This is a genomic window from Streptomyces bicolor (genome assembly GCF_000719285.1).
GTDB lineage: Bacteria > Actinomycetota > Actinomycetes > Streptomycetales > Streptomycetaceae > Streptomyces > Streptomyces bicolor.
Genome location: NZ_JOFS01000067.1, coordinates 15,168 through 33,771, shown reverse-complemented (window position 1 = coordinate 33,771; position 18,604 = coordinate 15,168). Strand labels below are relative to the sequence as shown.

The 18,604-nt window shown below is 71.8% G+C and carries 18 protein-coding genes and 4 pseudogenes; 8 read left to right on the top strand and 14 right to left on the bottom strand.

Annotated features, from left to right (window positions below; all coding sequences use genetic code 11):
* The first annotated feature begins 273 nt into the window (after positions 1 to 273).
* Both IF78_RS0141995 and IF78_RS0141990 read left to right on the top strand, forming a co-directional pair.
* Complete coding sequence (locus tag IF78_RS0141995; protein ID WP_031487906.1) at positions 274 to 822, top strand: RNA polymerase sigma factor; 549 nt, start codon at positions 274 to 276, stop codon at positions 820 to 822.
* Positions 815 to 1,804: a CU044_5270 family protein gene (locus tag IF78_RS0141990; protein WP_031487907.1), complete on the top strand. Its 990-nt coding sequence runs from the start codon at positions 815 to 817 to the stop codon at positions 1,802 to 1,804. The genes IF78_RS0141995 and IF78_RS0141990 overlap by 8 nt, the downstream gene beginning before the upstream one ends.
* Positions 1,805 to 1,916: 112 nt before the next feature.
* On the opposite strand, the gene IF78_RS0141985 is transcribed toward IF78_RS0141990, so the two are convergent.
* The 4 genes from IF78_RS0141985 to IF78_RS0141970 all read right to left on the bottom strand — a co-directional run bounded on the left by IF78_RS0141985 (position 1,917) and on the right by IF78_RS0141970 (position 4,203).
* Positions 1,917 to 2,183, bottom strand: coding sequence for a DUF4235 domain-containing protein (locus IF78_RS0141985; RefSeq protein WP_031487908.1), 267 nt, complete (start codon positions 2,181 to 2,183; stop codon positions 1,917 to 1,919).
* The gene (locus IF78_RS0141980) at positions 2,180 to 2,632 is read right to left on the bottom strand and encodes a DUF3618 domain-containing protein (RefSeq protein ID WP_031487909.1); all 453 of its coding nucleotides are present in this window, start codon (positions 2,630 to 2,632) and stop codon (positions 2,180 to 2,182) included. The genes IF78_RS0141985 and IF78_RS0141980 overlap by 4 nt, the downstream gene beginning before the upstream one ends.
* Positions 2,629 to 3,045, bottom strand: coding sequence for a phage holin family protein (locus IF78_RS0141975; protein WP_031487910.1), 417 nt, complete (start codon positions 3,043 to 3,045; stop codon positions 2,629 to 2,631). The genes IF78_RS0141980 and IF78_RS0141975 overlap by 4 nt, the downstream gene beginning before the upstream one ends.
* 87 nt (positions 3,046 to 3,132) lie before the next feature.
* On the bottom strand, positions 3,133 to 4,203 hold the full coding sequence (locus tag IF78_RS0141970) for a YihY/virulence factor BrkB family protein (protein WP_031487911.1): 1,071 nt from the start codon (positions 4,201 to 4,203) through the stop codon (positions 3,133 to 3,135).
* A 414-nt stretch (positions 4,204 to 4,617) separates the two neighbouring features.
* Here IF78_RS0141970 and IF78_RS0141965 point away from each other — a divergent pair, with 414 nt between their 5' ends.
* A complete protein-coding gene (locus tag IF78_RS0141965; RefSeq protein ID WP_031487912.1) occupies positions 4,618 to 5,802 on the top strand; it encodes an alanine--tRNA ligase-related protein in 1,185 nt (394 codons plus the stop codon).
* A gap of 86 nt (positions 5,803 to 5,888) precedes the next feature.
* Here the strand turns inward: IF78_RS0141965 and IF78_RS0141960 are convergent, their stop codons facing one another.
* Positions 5,889 to 6,254, bottom strand: coding sequence for a nuclear transport factor 2 family protein (locus IF78_RS0141960; protein ID WP_031487913.1), 366 nt, complete (start codon positions 6,252 to 6,254; stop codon positions 5,889 to 5,891).
* 170 nt (positions 6,255 to 6,424) lie between these two features.
* Between IF78_RS0141960 and IF78_RS0141955 the strand changes: the two genes are divergently transcribed.
* Positions 6,425 to 6,685, top strand: a complete 261-nt coding sequence (locus tag IF78_RS0141955) for a hypothetical protein (RefSeq protein WP_031487914.1) — start codon at positions 6,425 to 6,427, stop codon at positions 6,683 to 6,685.
* A 76-nt stretch (positions 6,686 to 6,761) separates the two neighbouring features.
* On the opposite strand, the pseudogene IF78_RS50230 reads toward IF78_RS0141955, so the two are convergent.
* The 5 genes and pseudogenes from IF78_RS50230 to IF78_RS0141935 form a co-directional block, all read right to left on the bottom strand.
* Positions 6,762 to 7,103: pseudogene (locus IF78_RS50230) on the bottom strand (type III PLP-dependent enzyme); the annotation flags it as partial.
* An 18-nt stretch (positions 7,104 to 7,121) separates the two neighbouring features.
* Positions 7,122 to 8,876, bottom strand: coding sequence for an ABC transporter ATP-binding protein (locus IF78_RS0141950; protein WP_031487916.1), 1,755 nt, complete (start codon positions 8,874 to 8,876; stop codon positions 7,122 to 7,124).
* Positions 8,877 to 8,904: 28 nt separating this feature from the next.
* Complete coding sequence (locus tag IF78_RS0141945; RefSeq protein WP_234440011.1) at positions 8,905 to 10,419, bottom strand: TIGR00730 family Rossman fold protein; 1,515 nt, start codon at positions 10,417 to 10,419, stop codon at positions 8,905 to 8,907.
* Positions 10,416 to 11,744 carry an FAD-binding protein gene (locus tag IF78_RS0141940; protein ID WP_051828665.1) on the bottom strand — a complete coding sequence of 443 codons (1,329 nt, stop codon included), beginning with the start codon at positions 11,742 to 11,744 and terminating at the stop codon, positions 10,416 to 10,418. Before IF78_RS0141940 ends, IF78_RS0141945 begins: the two co-directional genes overlap by 4 nt.
* Complete coding sequence (locus tag IF78_RS0141935) at positions 11,741 to 12,511, bottom strand: isopentenyl transferase family protein (protein WP_031487919.1); 771 nt, start codon at positions 12,509 to 12,511, stop codon at positions 11,741 to 11,743. The genes IF78_RS0141940 and IF78_RS0141935 overlap by 4 nt, the downstream gene beginning before the upstream one ends.
* Before the next feature lie 259 nt (positions 12,512 to 12,770).
* Between IF78_RS0141935 and IF78_RS0141930 the strand changes: the two genes are divergently transcribed.
* A complete protein-coding gene (locus IF78_RS0141930; RefSeq protein WP_031487920.1) occupies positions 12,771 to 13,364 on the top strand; it encodes a hypothetical protein in 594 nt (197 codons plus the stop codon).
* 32 nt (positions 13,365 to 13,396) lie between these two features.
* Here IF78_RS0141930 and IF78_RS0141925 read toward each other — a convergent pair whose 3' ends face one another.
* Positions 13,397 to 13,990, bottom strand: coding sequence for a rhodanese-like domain-containing protein (locus IF78_RS0141925; RefSeq protein ID WP_031487921.1), 594 nt, complete (start codon positions 13,988 to 13,990; stop codon positions 13,397 to 13,399).
* 66 nt (positions 13,991 to 14,056) lie between these two features.
* Here IF78_RS0141925 and IF78_RS0141920 point away from each other — a divergent pair, with 66 nt between their 5' ends.
* Entirely contained in the window at positions 14,057 to 14,344 is a 288-nt protein-coding gene (locus IF78_RS0141920; protein WP_031487922.1) for a metal-sensitive transcriptional regulator, read from the top strand.
* Positions 14,345 to 14,392: 48 nt separating this feature from the next.
* Here the strand turns inward: IF78_RS0141920 and IF78_RS0141915 are convergent, their stop codons facing one another.
* The 3 genes and pseudogenes from IF78_RS0141915 to IF78_RS0141910 all read right to left on the bottom strand — a co-directional run.
* Positions 14,393 to 15,142, bottom strand: a complete 750-nt coding sequence (locus tag IF78_RS0141915) for a sulfite exporter TauE/SafE family protein (protein WP_031487923.1) — start codon at positions 15,140 to 15,142, stop codon at positions 14,393 to 14,395.
* Positions 15,139 to 15,462: pseudogene (locus tag IF78_RS50225) on the bottom strand (rhodanese-like domain-containing protein); the annotation flags it as partial. The pseudogene IF78_RS50225 and the gene IF78_RS0141915, both read right to left, overlap by 4 nt.
* A gap of 23 nt (positions 15,463 to 15,485) precedes the next feature.
* Positions 15,486 to 16,842, bottom strand: a pseudogene (locus IF78_RS0141910) (MBL fold metallo-hydrolase); the annotation flags it as partial.
* A gap of 213 nt (positions 16,843 to 17,055) precedes the next feature.
* Here IF78_RS0141910 and IF78_RS44590 point away from each other — a divergent pair.
* Positions 17,056 to 17,959 (top strand): annotated as a pseudogene (locus IF78_RS44590) (alcohol dehydrogenase catalytic domain-containing protein).
* Positions 17,959 to 18,588: an MBL fold metallo-hydrolase gene (locus IF78_RS0141900; protein ID WP_031487926.1), complete on the top strand. Its 630-nt coding sequence runs from the start codon at positions 17,959 to 17,961 to the stop codon at positions 18,586 to 18,588. Before IF78_RS44590 ends, IF78_RS0141900 begins: the two are co-directional and overlap by 1 nt.
* Positions 18,589 to 18,604: the final 16 nt, after the last annotated feature.

Here is an 18,604-nt window from a genome sequence, read left to right as displayed (position 1 = left end):
CGGACGGGCCAGCTCGGCACGCATGAGCAGCGCCATCACGCCACCGATCACGAAGAACGCGAACGACGTGACGAGATACAGCGTCCCGATCGTCTTGTGATCGGTGCTGGTCAGCCACTGGACGGCCTTGACGGTCTGGACCGCCTTGACGTTTCTGATCCTTTTCACGCCCCGCCTGTGTCCGCCCGTCGACCGGCCGTCACACTCTCAGGACGCGACAAGAATCACGGAAACGGGTGTGACGATCCGGCGGGTGCCGGACACGAACGGAACATGAGCAACGACGAGATCTTCGCCGCTGCCTATCGCGAGCACTACTGGGCGGTCAGCCGCTATGTCGCGCGGCGACTGGACGGGCGCATGAGTGAGGTCGAGGAAGTGGTGGCGGAGGTGTTCACCGTCGCCTGGCGGCGCCGGGACGACCTCCCGGCGACCCCGCTGCCCTGGCTGTACGGCGTGGCACGCAACTGCCTGGCGAACGCGGTACGCGGCTACGGGCGCCGTCGGCGACTGGTCGACCGGCTCGGCAACGACGACGCCGCGCACGGCCGGCACATCGAGGCCGGCCCCGACGCCGAGTCACCGGGTGCCTGGGTGCACGAGGCGCTGGCCCGGCTGTCCCCGGCGGACCAGGAGGTGCTGCGCCTGACGGCGTGGGAGGAACTCGGCGTCGACGAGGTCGCCGTCGTCCTCGGCTGCGGCCGCCGGGCCGCGGCGATGCGGCTGCACCGGGCACGCCGACGGCTCAGAGCCGAGATCGACCGTTTGTGTCCGACGACCGCCGCCGGCGCGACCCCCTCGAAGGAACACGGCCATGGCTGACGAACTCGACCTCCTGCGCGCCGCCAACCCGGTGCCGACCGACGGCCCCCACTTCGGCGACGGGCCCCTCGACCACGACGCGGAACGGCACCTCGACCGGTTGCTGCACGAACGCCCTTGCGGCGCCCGCCCCCGGGCCCGGTTGCTGTGGGGCCTCGCGGCCACCGGCGTGGTCGCCGCGCTCGTTTCGGCGTTGCTGCTCACCGGCCAGACCACCGCGCCGGCCATCGCCGCACCCCGCCCGCTGGTCGTACGGGCCGACTCCACCCCCGTATCCCTGAAGACCGTGGCCGAACGCGCGAGAGCCGACGCGCAGGACGGTGCCCCCACGCTCCGCAAGGGCACGCACGTGCAGTCGTGGAGCCTGGGGATGAGCGAGGACAAGCCGCCGATCACCCTCCCCGAGGAACGCATCGTCCGCTGGCACGCCGACGACAGCCACACGGAGATCGTCGTGGCGACCGACCCGCGCCACCCGGGCCGGCCCGTCCTCGTCGAGGGGGGCGGCGAGCCGCGTGTCGTCGACGACGGCCATGTCCTCAGCAGGCAGACCTATCCGCCGAGTTGGAGCGACGCCCCGCCCGAGTCACCGCCGCCGCACGACGCCGTACGCCTGAGCGCGTATCTGGCGGAGACGGTGCGCGCCTACCTGTCGGACCACAGCAAACCGCTGACCACGCCCCAGCTCCTCGACGCCACCCAGACCCTGCTGGACCACTGGACCCTCGGCGCCCGCGAGTCCGCCGCGCTCGCCCGTCTCCTGGCCGACGCCGAGGGACTACGGCCCGTCGGCAGGGTGACGGACCGGTTGGGGCGCAGCGGACAGGCGTACATGTACGAGACGTCCGGCGCCCGCCGCATGCTGATCATGGACCCCGCGACCGGCGCCGTCCTCGGGCTGGAGACGACATTCACCAGGGCCGAGCCCGAGTACGGCGTCAAGGCCGGAGACGTGATGTCCTACAGCGCCTGGATGCGCTGATCCGGGCGAGGCCCGGCCGACAGCGTTCCGCTTCATTCGGACGTGCGCCCACGGCGACCGGGGCAAGGGCATGAGCTTCCCGGCACGATCCGCCGGTCGTCGCACGCCTTCCTCAGCCGGGCCACGTGCCGGTCAGGCGGCGGGTCGCGACGGCCCCCGCGCGGTCCACGGCCGCCTTGACCCCGGCGAAGATCGCGCCCTGGATCGTGGCCGCCGTCAGGATCTCCCGCCAGTCGCGGTTCTCGTCGGTGGCGTCCGGAGCGTCCTTGTCGTGGCCGAGCATCTTCCAGGTCTGCTTGAAGGCCGCGCCGGCCAGCACGCCGCTGACGGCGCCGAGGGCGAGGCCCACAGGCTTGTAGGCGATCTTGGAGGCTTTCATCGGTGGCCTCCTGCGCGGCGCCGTGCCAGCAGGACGGCGCCGCCCACCGCGACCGTCCCGCCCACCGCGGCCGTCCCGGCCAGCAGCGCGCCCCGGTGCCGTTGTGCGATCCGCAGACCACGGTCGGTCCGCGCCCGTATCGGCTCCGGCGTCCTGTCCTGCACCATGTGGCCGGCCCGGGCCGCGGTGTCCCGGACTCGGTGGGAGGCTCGGTCGGCACTGTCCTGCACCGGCTGCGGCACCTTCTCCCGCAGACGCCGGGTGACCCGGGCGGTCGTACGGCCGACCTGTTCCGCTGCCTCGTGGGCCTTGTCCTGGGCACGCGCCCGGACGTCGGTCCGGGCAGCGAGCTCCTCCACGGTCCGGCCCAGTTCCTCACGGGTGTGCTCGATCTCCTGGCGCAGTTCCTCAGGCGTGGGGTCCTTGCCGGGCGTCGCGTCGCCGGTCATCGCTGTGCCCTTTCCTTGATCTCGGCCAGGTCGGCCCTGACGCTGTCGACGGTCTGCTCCGGTGTCGGCGGGGTGGCCCGCGCGACCTTCGCCTTGCCGAAGGCCGCCATCAGCGCGGCGACGACCAGCAGGGCCCCGGTGATGATCAGCCCGGCGGCCCACACCGGCAACGGCACGGCCAGGGCCGCGATCGCGGTCGCGACCATCGCCTGCAGGGCGAGGAAGCCGACCAGTCCGGCTCCGCCGAAACTGGCGCCGCCCACGCCGAGGCGCTTGCCCTTCTGCGTCATCTCCGTCTGCGCCAGCCGCATCTCGGCCCGGACCAGGTCGGTCAGCTCCTGAGAGGCCTCCTGGACCAGTTCGCCGACCGAGGCGTCGGAGCGGGAGCGGTACCGCGGGTGCGCGGTGGTCATGAGGTCACCTTCTCCTCTGCGTTGCGGTTCGCGGATGAGGCTGTGACGCCGGGTACCCAGAGCCGGTCTCCCGTACCGCGCGGCACGTCATGGACCACGCAGACGGCGCCGGTCCTGCTCGTCCCAGGTGCGGGTGTCGCGCGGGGCGACGTAGGGCTCCTCGTCGGGTGGGTGCCCGCCCGCGATCGCCCGCTGCCGTGCCGCCTCCGCGTCGAACTCCAGGCCGAGCAGGATGGCCAGGTTGCCGACCCACAGCCAGATCAGGAAGACGATCACGCCCGCCATGGTGCCGTAGGTCTTGTTGTACGAGGCGAAATTGGCGACGTAGAGCGCGAAGCCCGCGGAGGCGATCATCCAGATCAGCAGCGCGAGGAAGCTGCCCGGGGTGATCCACCTGAAGCCGCGGATCCTGGCGTTCGGGGTCGCCCAGTACAGGATCGCGATCATGGTGGTCACCAGGACGGCCAGGACGGGCCACTTGGCGATGGCCCAGACGGTCAGGGCGGTGTCGCCGATGCCGAGCGAGTTGCCGACCTGGCGAGCCACCTCGCCGGTGAAGACGACGATCAGCGCGCTGAGCACGGCCAGCACCATGAGCGTGACGGTCACACCGAGCCGCACCGGGAGGACCTTCCACACCGGACGCCCCTCCGGCATGTCGTAGACCGCGTTGGAGGTGCGGATGAATGCCGCGACATAGCCGGACGCCGACCACACCGCCAGGACGAGGCCGACGACGGCCATGGCGGAGCCGAGACCGCCGCTGCCCTGCAGTTGCTCGACCGCGCGTGTGAGGATGTCCCGGGCCTCGCCCGGCGCGAGCCGCCTGATGTTGTCCAGCACCGCGTCGGTGGCCGACCTGCCGGCCAGCCCGAGCACGGACACCAGCACCAGCAGGGCCGGGAAGAGCGACAGCACTCCGTAATAGGTCAGTGCCGCGGCGCGATCGGTCAGCTCGTCGTCCTTGAACTCCCGCAGCGTGCCCTTCAGCGCCGCCCACCAGGACCGTTTGGGCAGCTCGGTGGGCGTGTCGGGGGCCCGCCGCTCCACCTGCGTATCCGGACCGAACTGCTCCTGCGAGTCCTCGGGCGCCGACTGCGGAGGCGGACTGCGCCGCTCCCGGTGGTTCTTGTGCCTGGGTTTGAGAAGTCGAGTCATGCTCCCCGTGTATCCGCCCCGGCGCCGCTCACGCGCCCGACGCACAAGTCCGGGGGCGCGGACGGGGCCGTCGCTGGGTGTGGTCGTTCCAGTACGGCGCCGTCCTGCTGCGGCCGCGTCCCGCGGGACCGGCACGGAGGCAACCAACCTGTGCGACGCCGCCGCGGAGTTGGGCCGAGAATTACCGAGACACCCCCGGGCGCCCGCTGTTAACGTCGGTTCCATGAAGGTCATCAGGCACACCCGCACCGCAGCCGCGCGAGCGACCAGCTCCTCGGCTGCCGACGCCTGATCCCCCTCCTCCCGGCGGCCGGAAACGGACCGCCGGTGTGCGCCATCCTCTTCCTTCCGGTCGCATTCTGTGCCGTGGCCCGTTCCGGTCGGCAATGACCCGACGACCGAAGGAACACCGCGATGACTCCCACACCCACCACCGACCAGATCGTCCGCACCTTCACCGACTTCTTCCGCGAGCGCGGACACGAGCTGGTCACCGGCGGCACACTCCTGCCGCCGCCCTCCGACCCGGTGCTGTTCACCACCTCGGGCATGCACCCGCTCACCCCCTACCTGGAAGGCCGCCCGCATCCGCAGGGACGGCGCCTGGTCAACGTCCAGCGGTGTCTGCGCACCAGCGACCTCGACGAGGTCGGCGACCCGACCCATCTGACGATGTTCGAGATGCTCGGCTCCTGGTCCCTGGGCGACTACGACCACTCACAGAGCCTGCGTTGGGGACACGAGCTGCTGCGCGACGGATTCGGTGTCCCGCCGCAGCGCATGTACGTCACCGTCTTCGGGGGAGACGACGAGGTCGGTCCCGACAGCCGATCGCTCGACACCTGGCTGGAGTTGGGGCTGCCCGTCGAGCTGACCCGCGACGAGAACTGGTGGTCCCACGGCCCCGTCGGCCTCTGCGGCCCCGATTCCGAGATCTTCGTCTGGACCGGTGACCCGGGCACCCCGCCTCAGGGCACTCCCACCACCGACGCCAGGTGGGTCGAGGTGTGGAACCACGTGAGCATGCGCTACCGCCGGCTCGGGGACGGCGGCCTCCAGCCCCTCCCGCAGCCCAGTGTGGACACGGGTATGGGACTGGAGCGACTCGTGACGGTTCTCCAGGGCCACAACTCCGTTTACGACAGCGACCTGTTCGAACCCTGGATGAGGGTCCTGCCGCCGCTGTGGAACCTGGACGGCACGTCGAGGCGACTTGTCTGCGACCACCTGCGGTCCGGCATCGTCGTCATCGGCGAAGGGGTACGGCCCGCCAACACCGGACGCGGCTACGTGCTGCGCCGGCTGATCCGCCGTGCCCTGACCACCCTGTGGCGCGACGACCCCTCGCGCACCCTGTCCGACCTGCCCGAGGAGGTCCTCCGGCACACGCTGGACCACTTCCGTCGGCCCTGCGGAACCGGTCCCGTGCGCGAGGTGCTGCTGGACGAGGAACGGCGGTTCGGCAGGCTGCTGGAGCGGGGGCGTCGTGTGCTCGGCAGGCGGGAGTTCGAAGGACCGTTGAGCGACGAGGACTACCGCTACCTCCATGACACCCACGGACTGCCGCGCGACCTGGTCACGACGCTGCGAACTCCTTGAGCAGGGGGAAGAAGGTCCAGGCCGGCCTTGAGCCGGCCTGGACCTTCGGCCGCTCCTCACCTGCTACTGGTCATCCTGCGTGTCTCCTACTCGTCCCATGCCTCGATCAGGATCTGCTGGGAGATCTTGCCGTCCCGCAGCGTGACCATCGACTCGGACAGGACACGCACCCCGTCCGCGTACTCGCAGGACTCGCTGTAGGCCGCGCGGTTGCCCTGGACGACGCATCCCTCCAGCTTGTGCGACATGTCGCGGCTGTAGACGTCGTCGAGCATCTCGGCGATCTCGTTGCGGCCGTGCAGCACCCTGGGGTGGCTCGGCTGGCTGTTGCGGTTCACGACGCGCAGCTCCGCGTCGTCCGTGTACAGCGACAGAAGTGTCTCCGGGGTCTGTCCTTCGATGCCCCGGCGCAGTGTCTCGGTGTCGAACGAGGGGTTTGTGGCGGTGCCCATGGTGACCTCCTCCGAGGCCCGCGGCAGGACGAGGGAGGGCCGCGAGGACCTCTCCTCCGAGACTCCTCCGCCCTGCCGGACTCGGCAAGCGCGGCCGGAGCGCTGGGCCTGACGGGTGAGCGCCGCCGGGCGGCCGTGTCCGGCGGCGGCCCGCCCGCGTTGCTCAAAGCATGATCTCAACACGACGTATCGCAGCCGCCGTTGGTCTCGCCGCCGGCCTCACCGGCCTTGCCGCTCCGCTTGCGAACGCGCACAACGCGGACACCCGGAACGCCGGGGCCCGGCTGAACCCGATCACCGCGCTCGACTCGCTCGCCCAGACCGGCATCCCCCCGCAGCACCAGCACCGGGTCCCGCGGGTCTCCCAGCAGCTGGGCCACCTCGACCGCATCAACACCCTGAACCCGGCGCAACTGGGGCACCTCCGCTAGACCGCCGAAACACCGAAAGGGCCGCCCGGATGATGCCGGCGGCCCTTCGTGTGTGCGGAGGGTGACGAGTCGCTACCCAGCGGTGTCGGTGTGCGCAGACGGAACAGGGCTGGTCGTGGCCCTTCGTCGCCGGGGTCCGCAGATGGTGCGTCCCCCCGCGCACGACGGCGAACTCCTCGCCGTGGCTGTGCTTCTCGAAGCGGTGCTCAGGGGAGCCGTAGTCGACGTGCATGCCGCCGCCGTTCACCGCCAAGTGGGCGTGGACACCGCGCCCACTGAGGTGCGGATACGTCCCGTCGGTGAGGGCCCGGACGACCTCGACGGCCTGCGCCGGTTCCATACCGAAGGGCGTCGGGCGGCCTCCCATCGACAGTGAGCTGCCCGCCAACGACCCGTCGGCCACCGGCAGGTTGAGGCGCCGGCAACGCCGGTGACGTCACCCGGCGGTCGCCAGGAACTGCGTCGCCGCCAGCTCCGCGTAGAGCGGGTCCGCTGCGACGAGTTCGCGATGCGTGCCCACCGCGCGCACCCGGCCCGCGTCCATCACCACGATCCGGTCGGCCATCGTCACCGTCGACAGCCGGTGCGCGACGACCAGCACCGTCGTCGTGCGGGCGACATCGGCGACGGTGTCGCGCAGCGCCGCCTCGTTCACCGCGTCCAGCTGCGAGGTCGCCTCGTCGAGCAGCAGCAGCCGGGGACGGCGCAGCAGGGCCCGGGCGATGGCGACGCGCTGCCGCTCCCCGCCGGACAGCCTCGTGCCGCGGTGCCCGACGAGCGTGTCCAGACCGCTGGGCAGCCGGGCGACCAGGCCGTCCAGGCGGGTCGTCTTCAGCACGCGCGTGACGGCGTCGTCGTCCGCGTCGGGATTGCCCAGCAGCAGGTTGTCCTTGAGCGATCCCGACAGGACCGGGGCGTCCTGCTCCACATAACCGATGGCGGACCGCAGTTGGGGCAGTTCCCAGTCCACCAAGTCCCGCCCGTCCAGTGTGATGGTCCCCGCCTCGGGGTCGTAGAACCGCTCGATGAGGGAGAACACGGTGGTCTTGCCCGCGCCCGACGGGCCGACGAACGCCGTCATGCCCTGCGCGGGCACGGCGAACGTCACGCCGTGGTGGACGTACGGCAGGTCGTCGGCGTACCGGAAGCGGACGTCCTCGAAGGCCAGCGCGGCGGGCCCCACCCCGGCGGCGGGCAACGGCGCCGGCTCGGCGGCCGGTTCGGCCGGCAGCCGTAGCGCCTCCTGGATCCGGGCGAGCGCCGCCGCGCCCGTCTGGTACTGCGTGATCGCGCCGACGACCTGCTGTATCGGCGACATCAGATAGAACACGTACAGCAGGAAGGCGACCAGCGTGCCGACGTCGACCGCCCCCGTCGCCACCCGTGCCCCGCCCACCGCGAGCACCGTGATGAAGGCGATCTGCATGGCGAGCCCGGCCGTGTTGCCCGCGGCCGCCGACCACTTGGCCGCCCGCACGCTCTGCCGCCACGACTCCTCGGCCGCCTCGTGCAGGGTCCGCTCCTCCCGGTGCTCGGCACCGGACGCCTTCACCGTGCGCAGCGCGCCGAGTATGCGTTCCAGGGAGGCCCCCATCACGCCGACCGCGTCCTGCGCCTGCCGGCTGGCCCGGTTGATGCGGGGCACGATCACACCGAGGATCGTGCCGGCGCCCAGGATCACGGCGAGCGTGACCGCCAGCAGCACCGGATCCACCAGGCCCATCATCACCACGGTCGCAACCAGCGTGAGCCCGCCCGTGCCGAGGCCGACGAGGGAGTCGGTGGTGACCTCGCGCAGCAGCGTGGTGTCCGAGGTGATACGGGCCATCAGGTCGCCCGGCTCGCTGCGGTCCACGGCGGTGATGCGCAGCCGCAGCAGATACGACGAGAGGGCGCGGCGCGCGCCGAGCACAACCGACTCGGCGGTGCGCCGCAGCACGTACGAACCCAGCGCGCCCACCGCCGCGTTGGCCACGACCAGCCCGGACATGAGCAGCAGCGCCCCGGTGATGGCCCGGTCGTGGGACAGGTCGTCGATCAACTCCCGCGCCACCAGCGGAAGGAGGAGCCCGGTGGTCCCCGTGACCAGCGACAGCACGGCCCCGGCCAGGAGGGCCCACCGATGCGGCCGTACGTATCCGAGGAGCAGCCGCCACGCGGGCTGGTCGGTCGGCGTCCGGTCAGTGCTCACGGCGCTCCTTCGGAGTCGGTCGGAGCACTCAGGCTACGTCGGCCCGTCCGTGCGGGGCGCGCCAGTTCCGGGCGACGGAGAGCACGATCGGCCGATCGTCCCCGTGCGGCAGACAGTCGTCGAGCATGCCGGTCAGGACCTCGCCCGGTCCCAGCTCGACGAAGGCGGTCGTACCGTCGCGCCGCATGCGGGTCACCGCGTCCATGAACCGGACGGGATCGCGCAGCGCCCGCACCCAGTGGTCCGGCCCGGCGGCCTCGTCGCCCACCGGCTCGGCGGTGGTGTCGGAGATCAGCGAGATGCGCGGGGCGCGCAGGACGAGTGTCCGAAGGAGGCGCCGATAGTCGGCCAACAGCGGGTCGAAGTGCGGGGAGTGGGGCGCCACGTCGGCACGCAGCAGATGGGTGCGGCGACCGCGGGCCGTCCACTCCCCGCAGATCTCGGTCACCGTCGCACGGTCCCCCGACACGACCACCGACCGGGGCCCGTTGACCGCTGCGATCACCGCCGTAGGTCCCAGCCGCAGTTCCTCGGGAGAGGCCTCCACGGCGGCCATGCGTCCGCCTTCCGGCATCTTTCCCATGAGCTGCGACAGCGTGCCGACCGCGTGGCAGGCGTCCGCCAGCGAGAAGACACCCGCCGCATGCGCGGCCGCCATGTGCCCGGCCGAGTAGCCGAACAGCACGTCCGGTTCGAGTCCCTGGCTCTCCAGCAGCCGGTACTGCGCGACCTGCAGCGCGAAGATCGCCGGATAGCCGTACACGATGCGGTCGAGCAGCGCGGCCGTGGGCGTCCCGGCCGGCGCGAACATCACCTCCCGCAGAGAGAGGTCGAGGTACGGATCGAGGCGCGCGCAGACCTCGTCGAGAGTATCGGCGAACACGGCGGAGGAGCCGTAGAGTTCACGCCCCATGCCGGGCTGCTGGGACCCGGCCGCGGAGAACATGAACGCGGTCCGGCCCGTCGGTATCCGCACCACGGCCGGCGTGCATGGGGCAGCGGGGCCCGTGCCCGCCAGGTGGGCTACCACCTCCTCGGCCGACTCGCACACGACGACCCGCTCCAGGTCGCCCGGATGGAGAAACCCCTCGTCCCGCGCGTGCTCCAGGAACGACAGCAAAGGACGGTAGAAACCGAACGGGTCGAGCAGCAGACACGGCTTGCCGTGGATCCGCAACTGGGCCCACGACAGCACCTCCAGAAGCTCCTCGGCCGTGCCCAGGCCACCCGGCAGCGCCACGAAGGCGTCACACGACTCGGCCATGCCCGCCTTGCGCTGATGGATGTCCGCGACCACCTCCAGCTCGGTCAGTCCGGTGTGCGTGATCTCGTACGGCAGCATGCGGCTCGGTACGACTCCGGTGACCGAGCCCCCCGCGGCCAGAGCCGCGTCCGCGACCGCGCCCATCAGACCGATGCGGGCACCGCCGTAGACGAGCCGCAGACCCGCTTCGGCCAGGGAACGGCCGAGGTCGGCGGCGATCCGCACATGGCCCGGCCGGCTGCCGGGGGAGGACCCGCAGAAGACGGTGACCGTCGTCACGCCCACAGCCCGTACCCCCTGGTCAGGATGTGGTGCGGGTCGTACCGGTCCTTGGCGCGGACGAGTTCGGGCCAGACCGGGCCGAAGTGGGCGCGCCAGTCGTCGGGCGTCATGGGCAGTGCGGCGACCGGGTGGAGGACTCCGCCGACGGTCCTGGCCCGCTGGTACAGCGCCCGGTTGGCCGCCACCAACTGCCGTACGACGCCTGGTCGGCCGGGCGGTGCCGTGCGCATCAGGGACAGGAGGCACAGGAGTTCGCCCGCGGGCCTGGGCACCAGCGGGGCGTGCAGGGCCCGGCCGGTCAACGGGCGCAGCTGGACCGTCCCGCAGGTGCGCAGGCCTCGCTGGGCGTCCTCGGCCAGCAGGGCCGGGACGAAGGAGGTCACGGTCTGCTCCGGGAGCAGCAGCGTGAGCCACGGGTGCGGGCGGTCCCACTCGCCCGTGGCGCGCAGGAGACGTTCGTCGCGGTCGAGGCGGTGCAGGTACTCGGCGTACGACAGGTCCGCGATCTCCTCGGTGTCGCGGTCGTGCTCCAGGTCGCCGACCAACAACTCGTCGTCGGCGGGGGGCCGGCCGGGGCACGGTGGGGCGGCATGCGGTGCCACCGCCTCGATCATGTACTGCCAGCCACCGCCGAGCGCCGGTCGTGCCTGCCCCGTGACATGGCTGAAGCGGGCGTCGCGGGCCAGCCGCCGCTGGTCGGTGACGTAGGTGTCGGGGGAGTCGTAATAGAGGCGGTAGCGGCGCACATGCGTCGGGGCGGGCACGAGGGCGAGCGTGGCGCCGACGATCAGCGCGCACTGGCCCAGCCCCGCCAGGACGGCACGGAAGAGGTCCGGACGCCGGTCGGGTGAGCACGTCAGGTGCTCGCCGGTGCCCGTGACGACCTCCACCTCGCGCACCCGGTCGGCGACGAGCCCGTGCCGGTGGCTGGAGCCGCCGAAGCCGCCGGTGCTCAGCACACCGCCGACGCTGCCGCCGAGGTGGTCGGGCAGCACTGCGGGTGTGAGACCTTCCCCGAGCGCGGCTCGTACGACATCCCGCCACGAGGCACCCGCCCCGGCGGTCAGCGTCCGCTCGTGCGGAATGCAGCGCACCTCGTTCAGTGCGGCCATGTCGACGACGTAGCCGCCGTGCGCCTGCCCCTGCCCGTACAGGGCCTGTCCGCCGCCGCGGGCGGAGACCGGCAGCCCGTGCGGACCGGCGAAGGTCAGGAGTTCCTGTACGGCGGCAGCGGACGGCGCCTTGACGACGCCGAGCGGACAGGAGTCGATGATGTGACCGAAATCGACGGTCACGTCCTTCACATCCGGAGTTCCGGTCATGCCGCACGCTCCAGGGTGCCGAGGCCGAACCCGTGATGCGGCACCGGGCTTTCGAAAATTTCGGTGAACACGCGATGCTGGAGATACCCGTGTTCCGCGTGCCGTTCGGCGATGAGCTCGGCGATCCGGTTCAGGACACGTTCAGGGATGTCCTGTTCATGGATGCTCGCGACATCGAGTGAATATTTTGCACAGCATTCGAGAACGGCCTCGAATCCGTTGACGGATGCCGCGAGCAGCCGTCGGCCCGGATCGCGCCACAGCGCGGCCAGTTCCTGCAGGAGGCCGGGACCGCAGGCGCCCGGGGTGAGCATCTCGTGCGCCCGGCGGGTCAGGGCGGCGAGGTACTCGTCGCGCGCGGGCAGGGGCAGGAGACGGACCGTCAGCTGCCAGGAGAGTGCGGGCCGGCGGTCGCACAGCTCCCGCAGCAGCGAGATGGAGCCGCCCTCGACGATCACGAGCGGGTGCGTCGAGGCAAGCCGCTCCACCAACGCGACCAGCGCTTCCGTCGCCTCGGCCGCGGACAGGTCGCCGTCGGCGGACGTCCGGTCGCCGAGCCAGTGCCGGCACACACCGGGTACGTCGGCCCCTGCGCGGGCGCTGGTGGTGGCCAGGTCGGTGAAGCACTGCAGGCGGTCCGCGACGACGATCGGGGCACCGGTCGCCCGGGCCAGCTCGGTGGCCGCCGCGCTCTTGCCGACCCCGGTCGGCCCCGCGATCAGATGGACGCACGGACGGGTCACGGGAGGTGTTGCGTTTTCGGCCATGGCGGAACTCCCCCTTCGGCTTGGTCTGCCGGATAGAACATCCCTCAAGCTACGCACCCGAACCCGCGTACTGACCCTGCGGTATGCCCGGATCGGGCAAAGAGACAGCCACATTCCTGTGGGTTTGTTAAAGCTTCAAGAAGGTGGGGATGGGGCAGATAACTCCGGGTAATTCAGGTTCGTGTGACGGCCGGTCGGGGCGTTTTTCTTAACGAATTCCTGACGTGCCCTAATGAACCAGTCCCGGAAGGATTCCCCCATGAACTCCGACATGCTGCTGGCCGCCGCCGAAGCCCTTCCCCGGTCCCGCGCGGATGTGCCCGCGGCGCCCGCCGCCGTCCTCGTCGGCTACGGTGCGGTCGACGAGCTGGCCAGGTTCGCCACCGACCCCCGCTGGGCCGTGCACGTCCCCGGTCACCCCGACGAGGTGCGCCGTGCGATCCAGGGCGCCGTGCGGCGCGGCGACCGGGCGTATGTGCACGTGTCCGGCGACTCCAACGCCGAACCACGCGGCGTGAGCGAGGGCTTCGAGCTCGTCCGCGAAGGGCTCGACGGCGTGGTGGCCGCGGTCGGCGCCACCCTCGACCCCGTCCTGCGCGCCACGTCCAGCCTCGACCTGACCGTGCTCTACGCGGCCACCGTCCGGCCCTTCGACCAGGTCGGTCTGCGCACGGCCGTCCTGGCCGCCGACCATGCCGACGTGGTGCTGGTCGAGCCCGGGCAGCCCGGTCTGTCGGCCCGGCATGTCGCCGAGACGCTGGTGCACGTACCGCACCGGCTGCTGCCCCTGGGCGGCGCGGACGGCCTGGACGAGGCGGTCCTCGCCCGGGCCGTCCGGGACTTCCTCAGGTGATCCGGGATTTCCTCGGGTGAGCCGGAACTTCCTCAGGCGGCAGGAGACTGGCCGCGCTCGGCCAGAGCAGCCAGGGTCGCTTCGAGGTCGGCGGGGCGCGGGCGGTTGTGCGGCAGCTTGGACAGCAGGACGGCCATGCCGCAGGTGTCGGTGAGGGCTGAGAACATCAGGCCGCCCGCGATCCCCGCGGAGAGCAACTGCCAGGCCGGGTGCAGCAGTCCGAGGGCCAGGCCGACCAGGACGATCGTGCCCGCGGTGAAGCGCACCTGGCGCTCCATGGCCCAGGCGGCACGCTTGCCCGGCTCCGGCCGGCGCAGTTCGTGCCCGTGCTCTGCCCAGCCCTGGGTGCCGCCCGTCAGGGTCATCGCCCGTATGCCGTGCTCGGCGAGGATGCGGCAGGCGTTCTCCGAGCGGGCGCCGGACGCGCAGACCATCAGCAGTTCGCCGGGGAGCCGCCGAAGCGCGGGCAGGGCTGTGCCGAGCCGGTCCAAGGGGATGTTGAGGGCGTCGGGCAGATGTCCGGTGGCGTACTCGCCCGGGGTGCGCACGTCGATGACGGTCAGACCTGGCAGCCGGGTACGGGCCTCGTCGGCGTCGAGGGCGAGGGGATCGAGGGGTGGGTTCACGGGGAAGTGAGATCCTTTCGAGGGGGAGGAGGTAAAATACCCCCAAGGGTATATGGAGGAGTGATCGTGGAGCTGCAGTTCGAGGGCGATGAGCTCAAGTCGGTGCTGAACCGCCTGCGCCGGGCGCAGGGTCAGATCTCCGGAGTGATCAAGATGATCGAGGAGGGCCGCGACTGCGAGGACGTCGTCACTCAGCTCGCCGCCGCCTCCCGGGCCCTGGACCGGGCCGGCTTCGCGATCATCGCGACCGGGCTGCAGCAGTGCCTCACCGACGCCGAGAAGGGCGAACGCAGCGGCGAGACGACGGAGCAGATGAAGGCACGACTGGAGAAGCTGTTCCTGTCGCTGGCCTAGGTGCCACGGGCGTGCGGGTCACCGGCCTGGGCGTCATGACCCCGGAGTTCATACGACGGCGTCGGCCAGCATGAACAGCGCCACCGCGAGCAGCACGTACGCGAAGATCCGCTGAAGCGTGCCTCCGGAGACCTTGCCGGCAAGCCGCTTGCCGTCCCACGCGCCGAGCACCGCGGCCGCCACGAACGGCGCGACGGCGGTCCAGTCCACCGGCGCGACCGAACCCGCCCGAGCCGCCAGCGCGACCAGCGAGTTGACGGTGATGACCAGCAGACTCGTGCCCACGGCGGGCCGCATGCGCAGCCCCACCACGTTCACCAGCGCCGGTACGGCGAGGAAGCCACCGCCCACTCCGAGCAGCCCGGTCACCGCACCGAGTCCCGCTCCGGCCTGAACGACCCGACCGGCACGCACCGGCACGTCGTCGTGCCGTACGGCGGCCGACGGCCGGAGCATGCGCAGCGCGGCGCCAGCGGCGATCACCGCGAACGCCCCCGTGAGCAGCCCGGGAGGCAGCCACGCCGACACGGCCCCGCCGACCGCCGCGGGCACCAGGCCCGCCGCCGCGAACAACGCCCCTGCGCGCCACTGCACCGTGCCCTCACGGGCGTGCACGCCGAGCGCGGTCACGGAGGTGACGGTGACGACGACCAGACTCGCCGTGGCGGCCGCGGCCGGCGTGAAGCCCAGCAGATACATCAACGCGGGGACGGCCAGCACGCTGCCGCCGCCTCCCAGCGCCCCGAGCGCGAGCCCGGTGACGGCACCGGCGAGCAGACCGAGGACCAGGGCGCTCACCGGGGGTGGCCGGGGGTACTACAGGACGCCCCCGACTCCGCCACCACCGGAAGCCCCGCCTCGGCCCAGGCCTGCATCCCTCCGATGACGTCCACGACATCCGTGCCGCGTGCCGCGAGCAGGGCCGCGGCCTCCCGGGAGCGCCTGCCGGAGCGGCAGATCGCGACGACCGGGCGTCCCTGCGCGGCCGGCGGGAGCAGCTCACCCGACGTCAGCGACGACAGGGGCGCGAGTACGGCGCCCGGAGCGTGCCCCGTGGCCCATTCGTCGGGCTCGCGCACATCGACGAGAACGGCGTCCGCGCCCGCCCGCTCATGCGCCTCGGCCGCGGTGATGCGCGCCATGGGGAGCCCGGCGTCGTGTGCCGCCGCGAACCCGTCGTCCACGGCGACCACGTCCCGTCCCGCCGCGTCGAGCAGCGAGGCGGCGATGGCGGCCCGCATTCCGCCGGCGCAGTGCACCCACACGGCGCCGTCCGGTATTTCCGCGAGACGGTCGCGCAGCCGGTGCAGCGGAATGTGCACCGAGCCCCTGATGTGACCGGCGTCGCGCTCGGAGTCGCGCCGCACGTCCAGGATCACGACACCGTCCGGGGCGGCCCGTCGGGCAGTGGCCAGGTCGCCGAAGGTGCCGCGCGGGAAGGAGCGCGGGTGCTCGCCCGGCCGTGTCCAGTCGGCGGGGGAGCCGGTCGAGGCGGCGGCCGGACGGTCGATGCCGACCCGGACCAGTTCCCGCTGGGCATCGGACAGTTGGGCCGGGCTCTCGGCGAGCAGCGTGACCGGCTTGCCCCACGGCAGCAGCCAGGCCAGATACGTAGCGAGCTGCCCCTCCGCCTCGAAGTTGAGCGACCCGGCGACATGCCCCTCGGCGAACGCGACCCGGTTGCGCAGATCCACCACCCACTCACCGGCGGCCAGCCGCGCCGCGATCTCCTCGGCGTCGGCACGGCGCGGCGGGGTCAGGTCCACCGGCGCCGGGCCCTGCGCATTCGCCGGACCCATGTGCGCGTAGTACGCGGGGATGTCGTCCAGCCCGGCGAGCAGGTCCGCGACGAACGCGTCCACGTCCTTCACCAGGGCGTCGTTGACGGCACGCTCACGCCCGATGGTCGTCGCCGCACCGCCCGCCGCCTGCGTCGCGGAGCAGAAGCTGCCGAAGCCGTGCGTCGGCAGCACCGCCGTCTCGTCCGGCAACTCGGCGGCCAGCCGGTGCGCGGAGTCGTACTGCGCCCGCGCCAGCCGCCCCGTCAGCCGCGGTTCGACCAGATCGGGCCGCCCCACCGTGCCGATCAGCAGGGAACCGCCGGTGAAGACGGCCACCGCCCGCCCGGACTCCTCCAGGACGTACGAGGTGTGGTGCGGGGTGTGCCCGGGGGTGGCCAGGGCACGCAGCGCCAGGCCGTCCGCGATCGGCGTGCGGTCCCCGTCGGCGACCGGTACCCGCTCGTACCCGACCCGTGCCGCGGCCGGCACGAGATAGGCGGCACCGGTGATCCGGGCCAGCTCCAGGCCGCCGGTCACGTAGTCGTTGTGGACATGGGTCTCGGCGACCTGCGTGATGCGCACGCCCCGCCGGGCGGCGGCCGCGATCACCCGGTCGATGTCCCGGGGCGGATCGACCACCACGGCGCTGTGCGCACCACCCGCCAGATAGCTGCGGTTGCCCAGCCCCGGCACATCGATGGTGTCGACGAAGTACACGGCAGTGCTCCTCTCCTCGTCTCTGTGTCCGCGTGCAACCCCTCGGACGCATTACCCCCGGGGGTATATGGCCAAGATAGCAGAGGTACCCCCGGGGGTATTCGGGCGGCATGGCCGGAAGGCGATGTGAAGGCGCCTGTCCCGCCCCTTTACCGATCAGTCACATCTAGGGTCGGTGGTGGACGCAGAGCCGCCGAGGAAGGGTGAAGCACCATGGCGCAGGAAGTTCGCGGGGTGATCGCACCGGGAAAGGACGAGCCGGTGCGGGTGGAGACGGTCGTGGTGCCCGACCCGGGGCCGGGCGAGGCCGTGGTCCAGGTGCAGGCGTGCGGCGTGTGCCACACCGACCTGCACTACAAGCAGGGCGGCATCAACGACGACTTCCCGTTCCTGCTGGGGCACGAGGCGGCCGGTGTCGTGGAGTCGGTGGGGGAGGGCGTCACCGATGTCGAGCCCGGAGATTTCGTGATCCTCAACTGGCGTGCGGTGTGCGGTCAGTGCCGGGCCTGTCTGCGGGGCCGGCCGTGGTACTGCTTCGACACGCACAACGCCAAGCAGAAGATGACCCTCGCCTCGAGCGGGCAGGAGTTGTCCCCGGCGCTGGGTATCGGCGCGTTCGCGGAGAAGACGCTGGTGGCCGCCGGGCAGTGCACCAAGGTGGACGCGTCGGTCGCGCCGCAGGTCGCGGGTCTGCTCGGCTGCGGCGTGATGGCCGGGATCGGCGCGGCGATCAACACGGGCAACGTCGGGCGGGGTGACAGCGTCGCGGTGATCGGCTGCGGCGGAGTCGGCGACGCGGCGATCGCCGGGTCACGCCTGGCCGGTGCGGCGAGGATCATCGCCGTCGACATCGACGACCGCAAGCTGGAAACGGCCCGCGCCATGGAAGCTGGAACTGCCGCTGCTGGACGTCTTCGGCCGCGGCGGCGCCCTGAAGTCCTCCTGGTACGGCGACTGCCTGCCCTCCCGCGACTTCCCGATGCTGATCGACCTGCACCTGCAGGGCCGCCTGGACCTGGCGGCGTTCGTCACCGAGACCATCCAACTCGACGAGGTGGAGAAGGCCTTCGAGCGGATGCACCACGGCGACGTCCTGCGCTCGGTGGTGATGCTGTGATGGCCGCCCGCATCGAACGCCTCGTCACCTCCGGGCAGTTCAGCCTCGACGGCGGCACCTGGGACGTCGACAACAACGTCTGGCTCGTAGGCGACGACCACGAGGTGATCGTCATCGACGCCGCCCATGACGCCGACGCCATCGCCGAGGCCGTCGGCGACCGGCGCCTCACCGCGATCGTCTGCACCCACGCCCACAACGATCACATCGACGCCGCGCCCGAACTCGCCGATCGCACCGGCGCCATCATCTGGCTCCACCCCGACGACCTGCCGCTGTGGAAGCAGACCCATCCAGGCCGCGACCCCGACGCCCATCTCGTGGACGGGCAGATCATCGAAGGCGCGGGAGCCGACCTGACCGTCCTGCACACTCCGGGCCACGCGCCCGGCGCGGTGTGCCTGCACGACCCCGGCCTGGGCGTCGTCTTCACCGGCGACACCCTCTTCCAGGGCGGCCCCGGCGCCACGGGCCGCTCCTACTCCCACTTCCCGACGATCGTCGACTCGATCCGCACCCGCCTGCTCACCCTCCCGCCGGAGACCAAGGTCCTCACCGGCCACGGCGACGCGACCACCATCGGCGCGGAGGCGCCGCACCTGCAGGAGTGGATCGACCGCGGTCACTGAGGCCGGAAAACCCGTG

What these genes read in the sequence shown, in the direction of transcription:
- IF78_RS0141995 (WP_031487906.1), top strand. Translation starts at nt 274, where the DNA reads ATGAGCAACGACGAGATCTTCGCCGCTGCCTATCGCGAGCACTACTGG.
- IF78_RS0141990 (WP_031487907.1), top strand. Translation starts at nt 815, where the DNA reads ATGGCTGACGAACTCGACCTCCTGCGCGCCGCCAACCCGGTGCCGACC.
- IF78_RS0141985 (WP_031487908.1), bottom strand. Translation starts at nt 2,183, where the DNA reads ATGAAAGCCTCCAAGATCGCCTACAAGCCTGTGGGCCTCGCCCTCGGC.
- IF78_RS0141980 (WP_031487909.1), bottom strand. Translation starts at nt 2,632, where the DNA reads ATGACCGGCGACGCGACGCCCGGCAAGGACCCCACGCCTGAGGAACTG.
- IF78_RS0141975 (WP_031487910.1), bottom strand. Translation starts at nt 3,045, where the DNA reads ATGACCACCGCGCACCCGCGGTACCGCTCCCGCTCCGACGCCTCGGTC.
- IF78_RS0141970 (WP_031487911.1), bottom strand. Translation starts at nt 4,203, where the DNA reads ATGACTCGACTTCTCAAACCCAGGCACAAGAACCACCGGGAGCGGCGC.
- IF78_RS0141965 (WP_031487912.1), top strand. Translation starts at nt 4,618, where the DNA reads ATGACTCCCACACCCACCACCGACCAGATCGTCCGCACCTTCACCGAC.
- IF78_RS0141960 (WP_031487913.1), bottom strand. Translation starts at nt 6,254, where the DNA reads ATGGGCACCGCCACAAACCCCTCGTTCGACACCGAGACACTGCGCCGG.
- IF78_RS0141955 (WP_031487914.1), top strand. Translation starts at nt 6,425, where the DNA reads ATGATCTCAACACGACGTATCGCAGCCGCCGTTGGTCTCGCCGCCGGC.
- IF78_RS0141940 (WP_051828665.1), bottom strand. Translation starts at nt 11,744, where the DNA reads ATGACCGGAACTCCGGATGTGAAGGACGTGACCGTCGATTTCGGTCAC.
- IF78_RS0141935 (WP_031487919.1), bottom strand. Translation starts at nt 12,511, where the DNA reads ATGGCCGAAAACGCAACACCTCCCGTGACCCGTCCGTGCGTCCATCTG.
- IF78_RS0141930 (WP_031487920.1), top strand. Translation starts at nt 12,771, where the DNA reads ATGAACTCCGACATGCTGCTGGCCGCCGCCGAAGCCCTTCCCCGGTCC.
- IF78_RS0141900 (WP_031487926.1), top strand. Translation starts at nt 17,959, where the DNA reads ATGGCCGCCCGCATCGAACGCCTCGTCACCTCCGGGCAGTTCAGCCTC.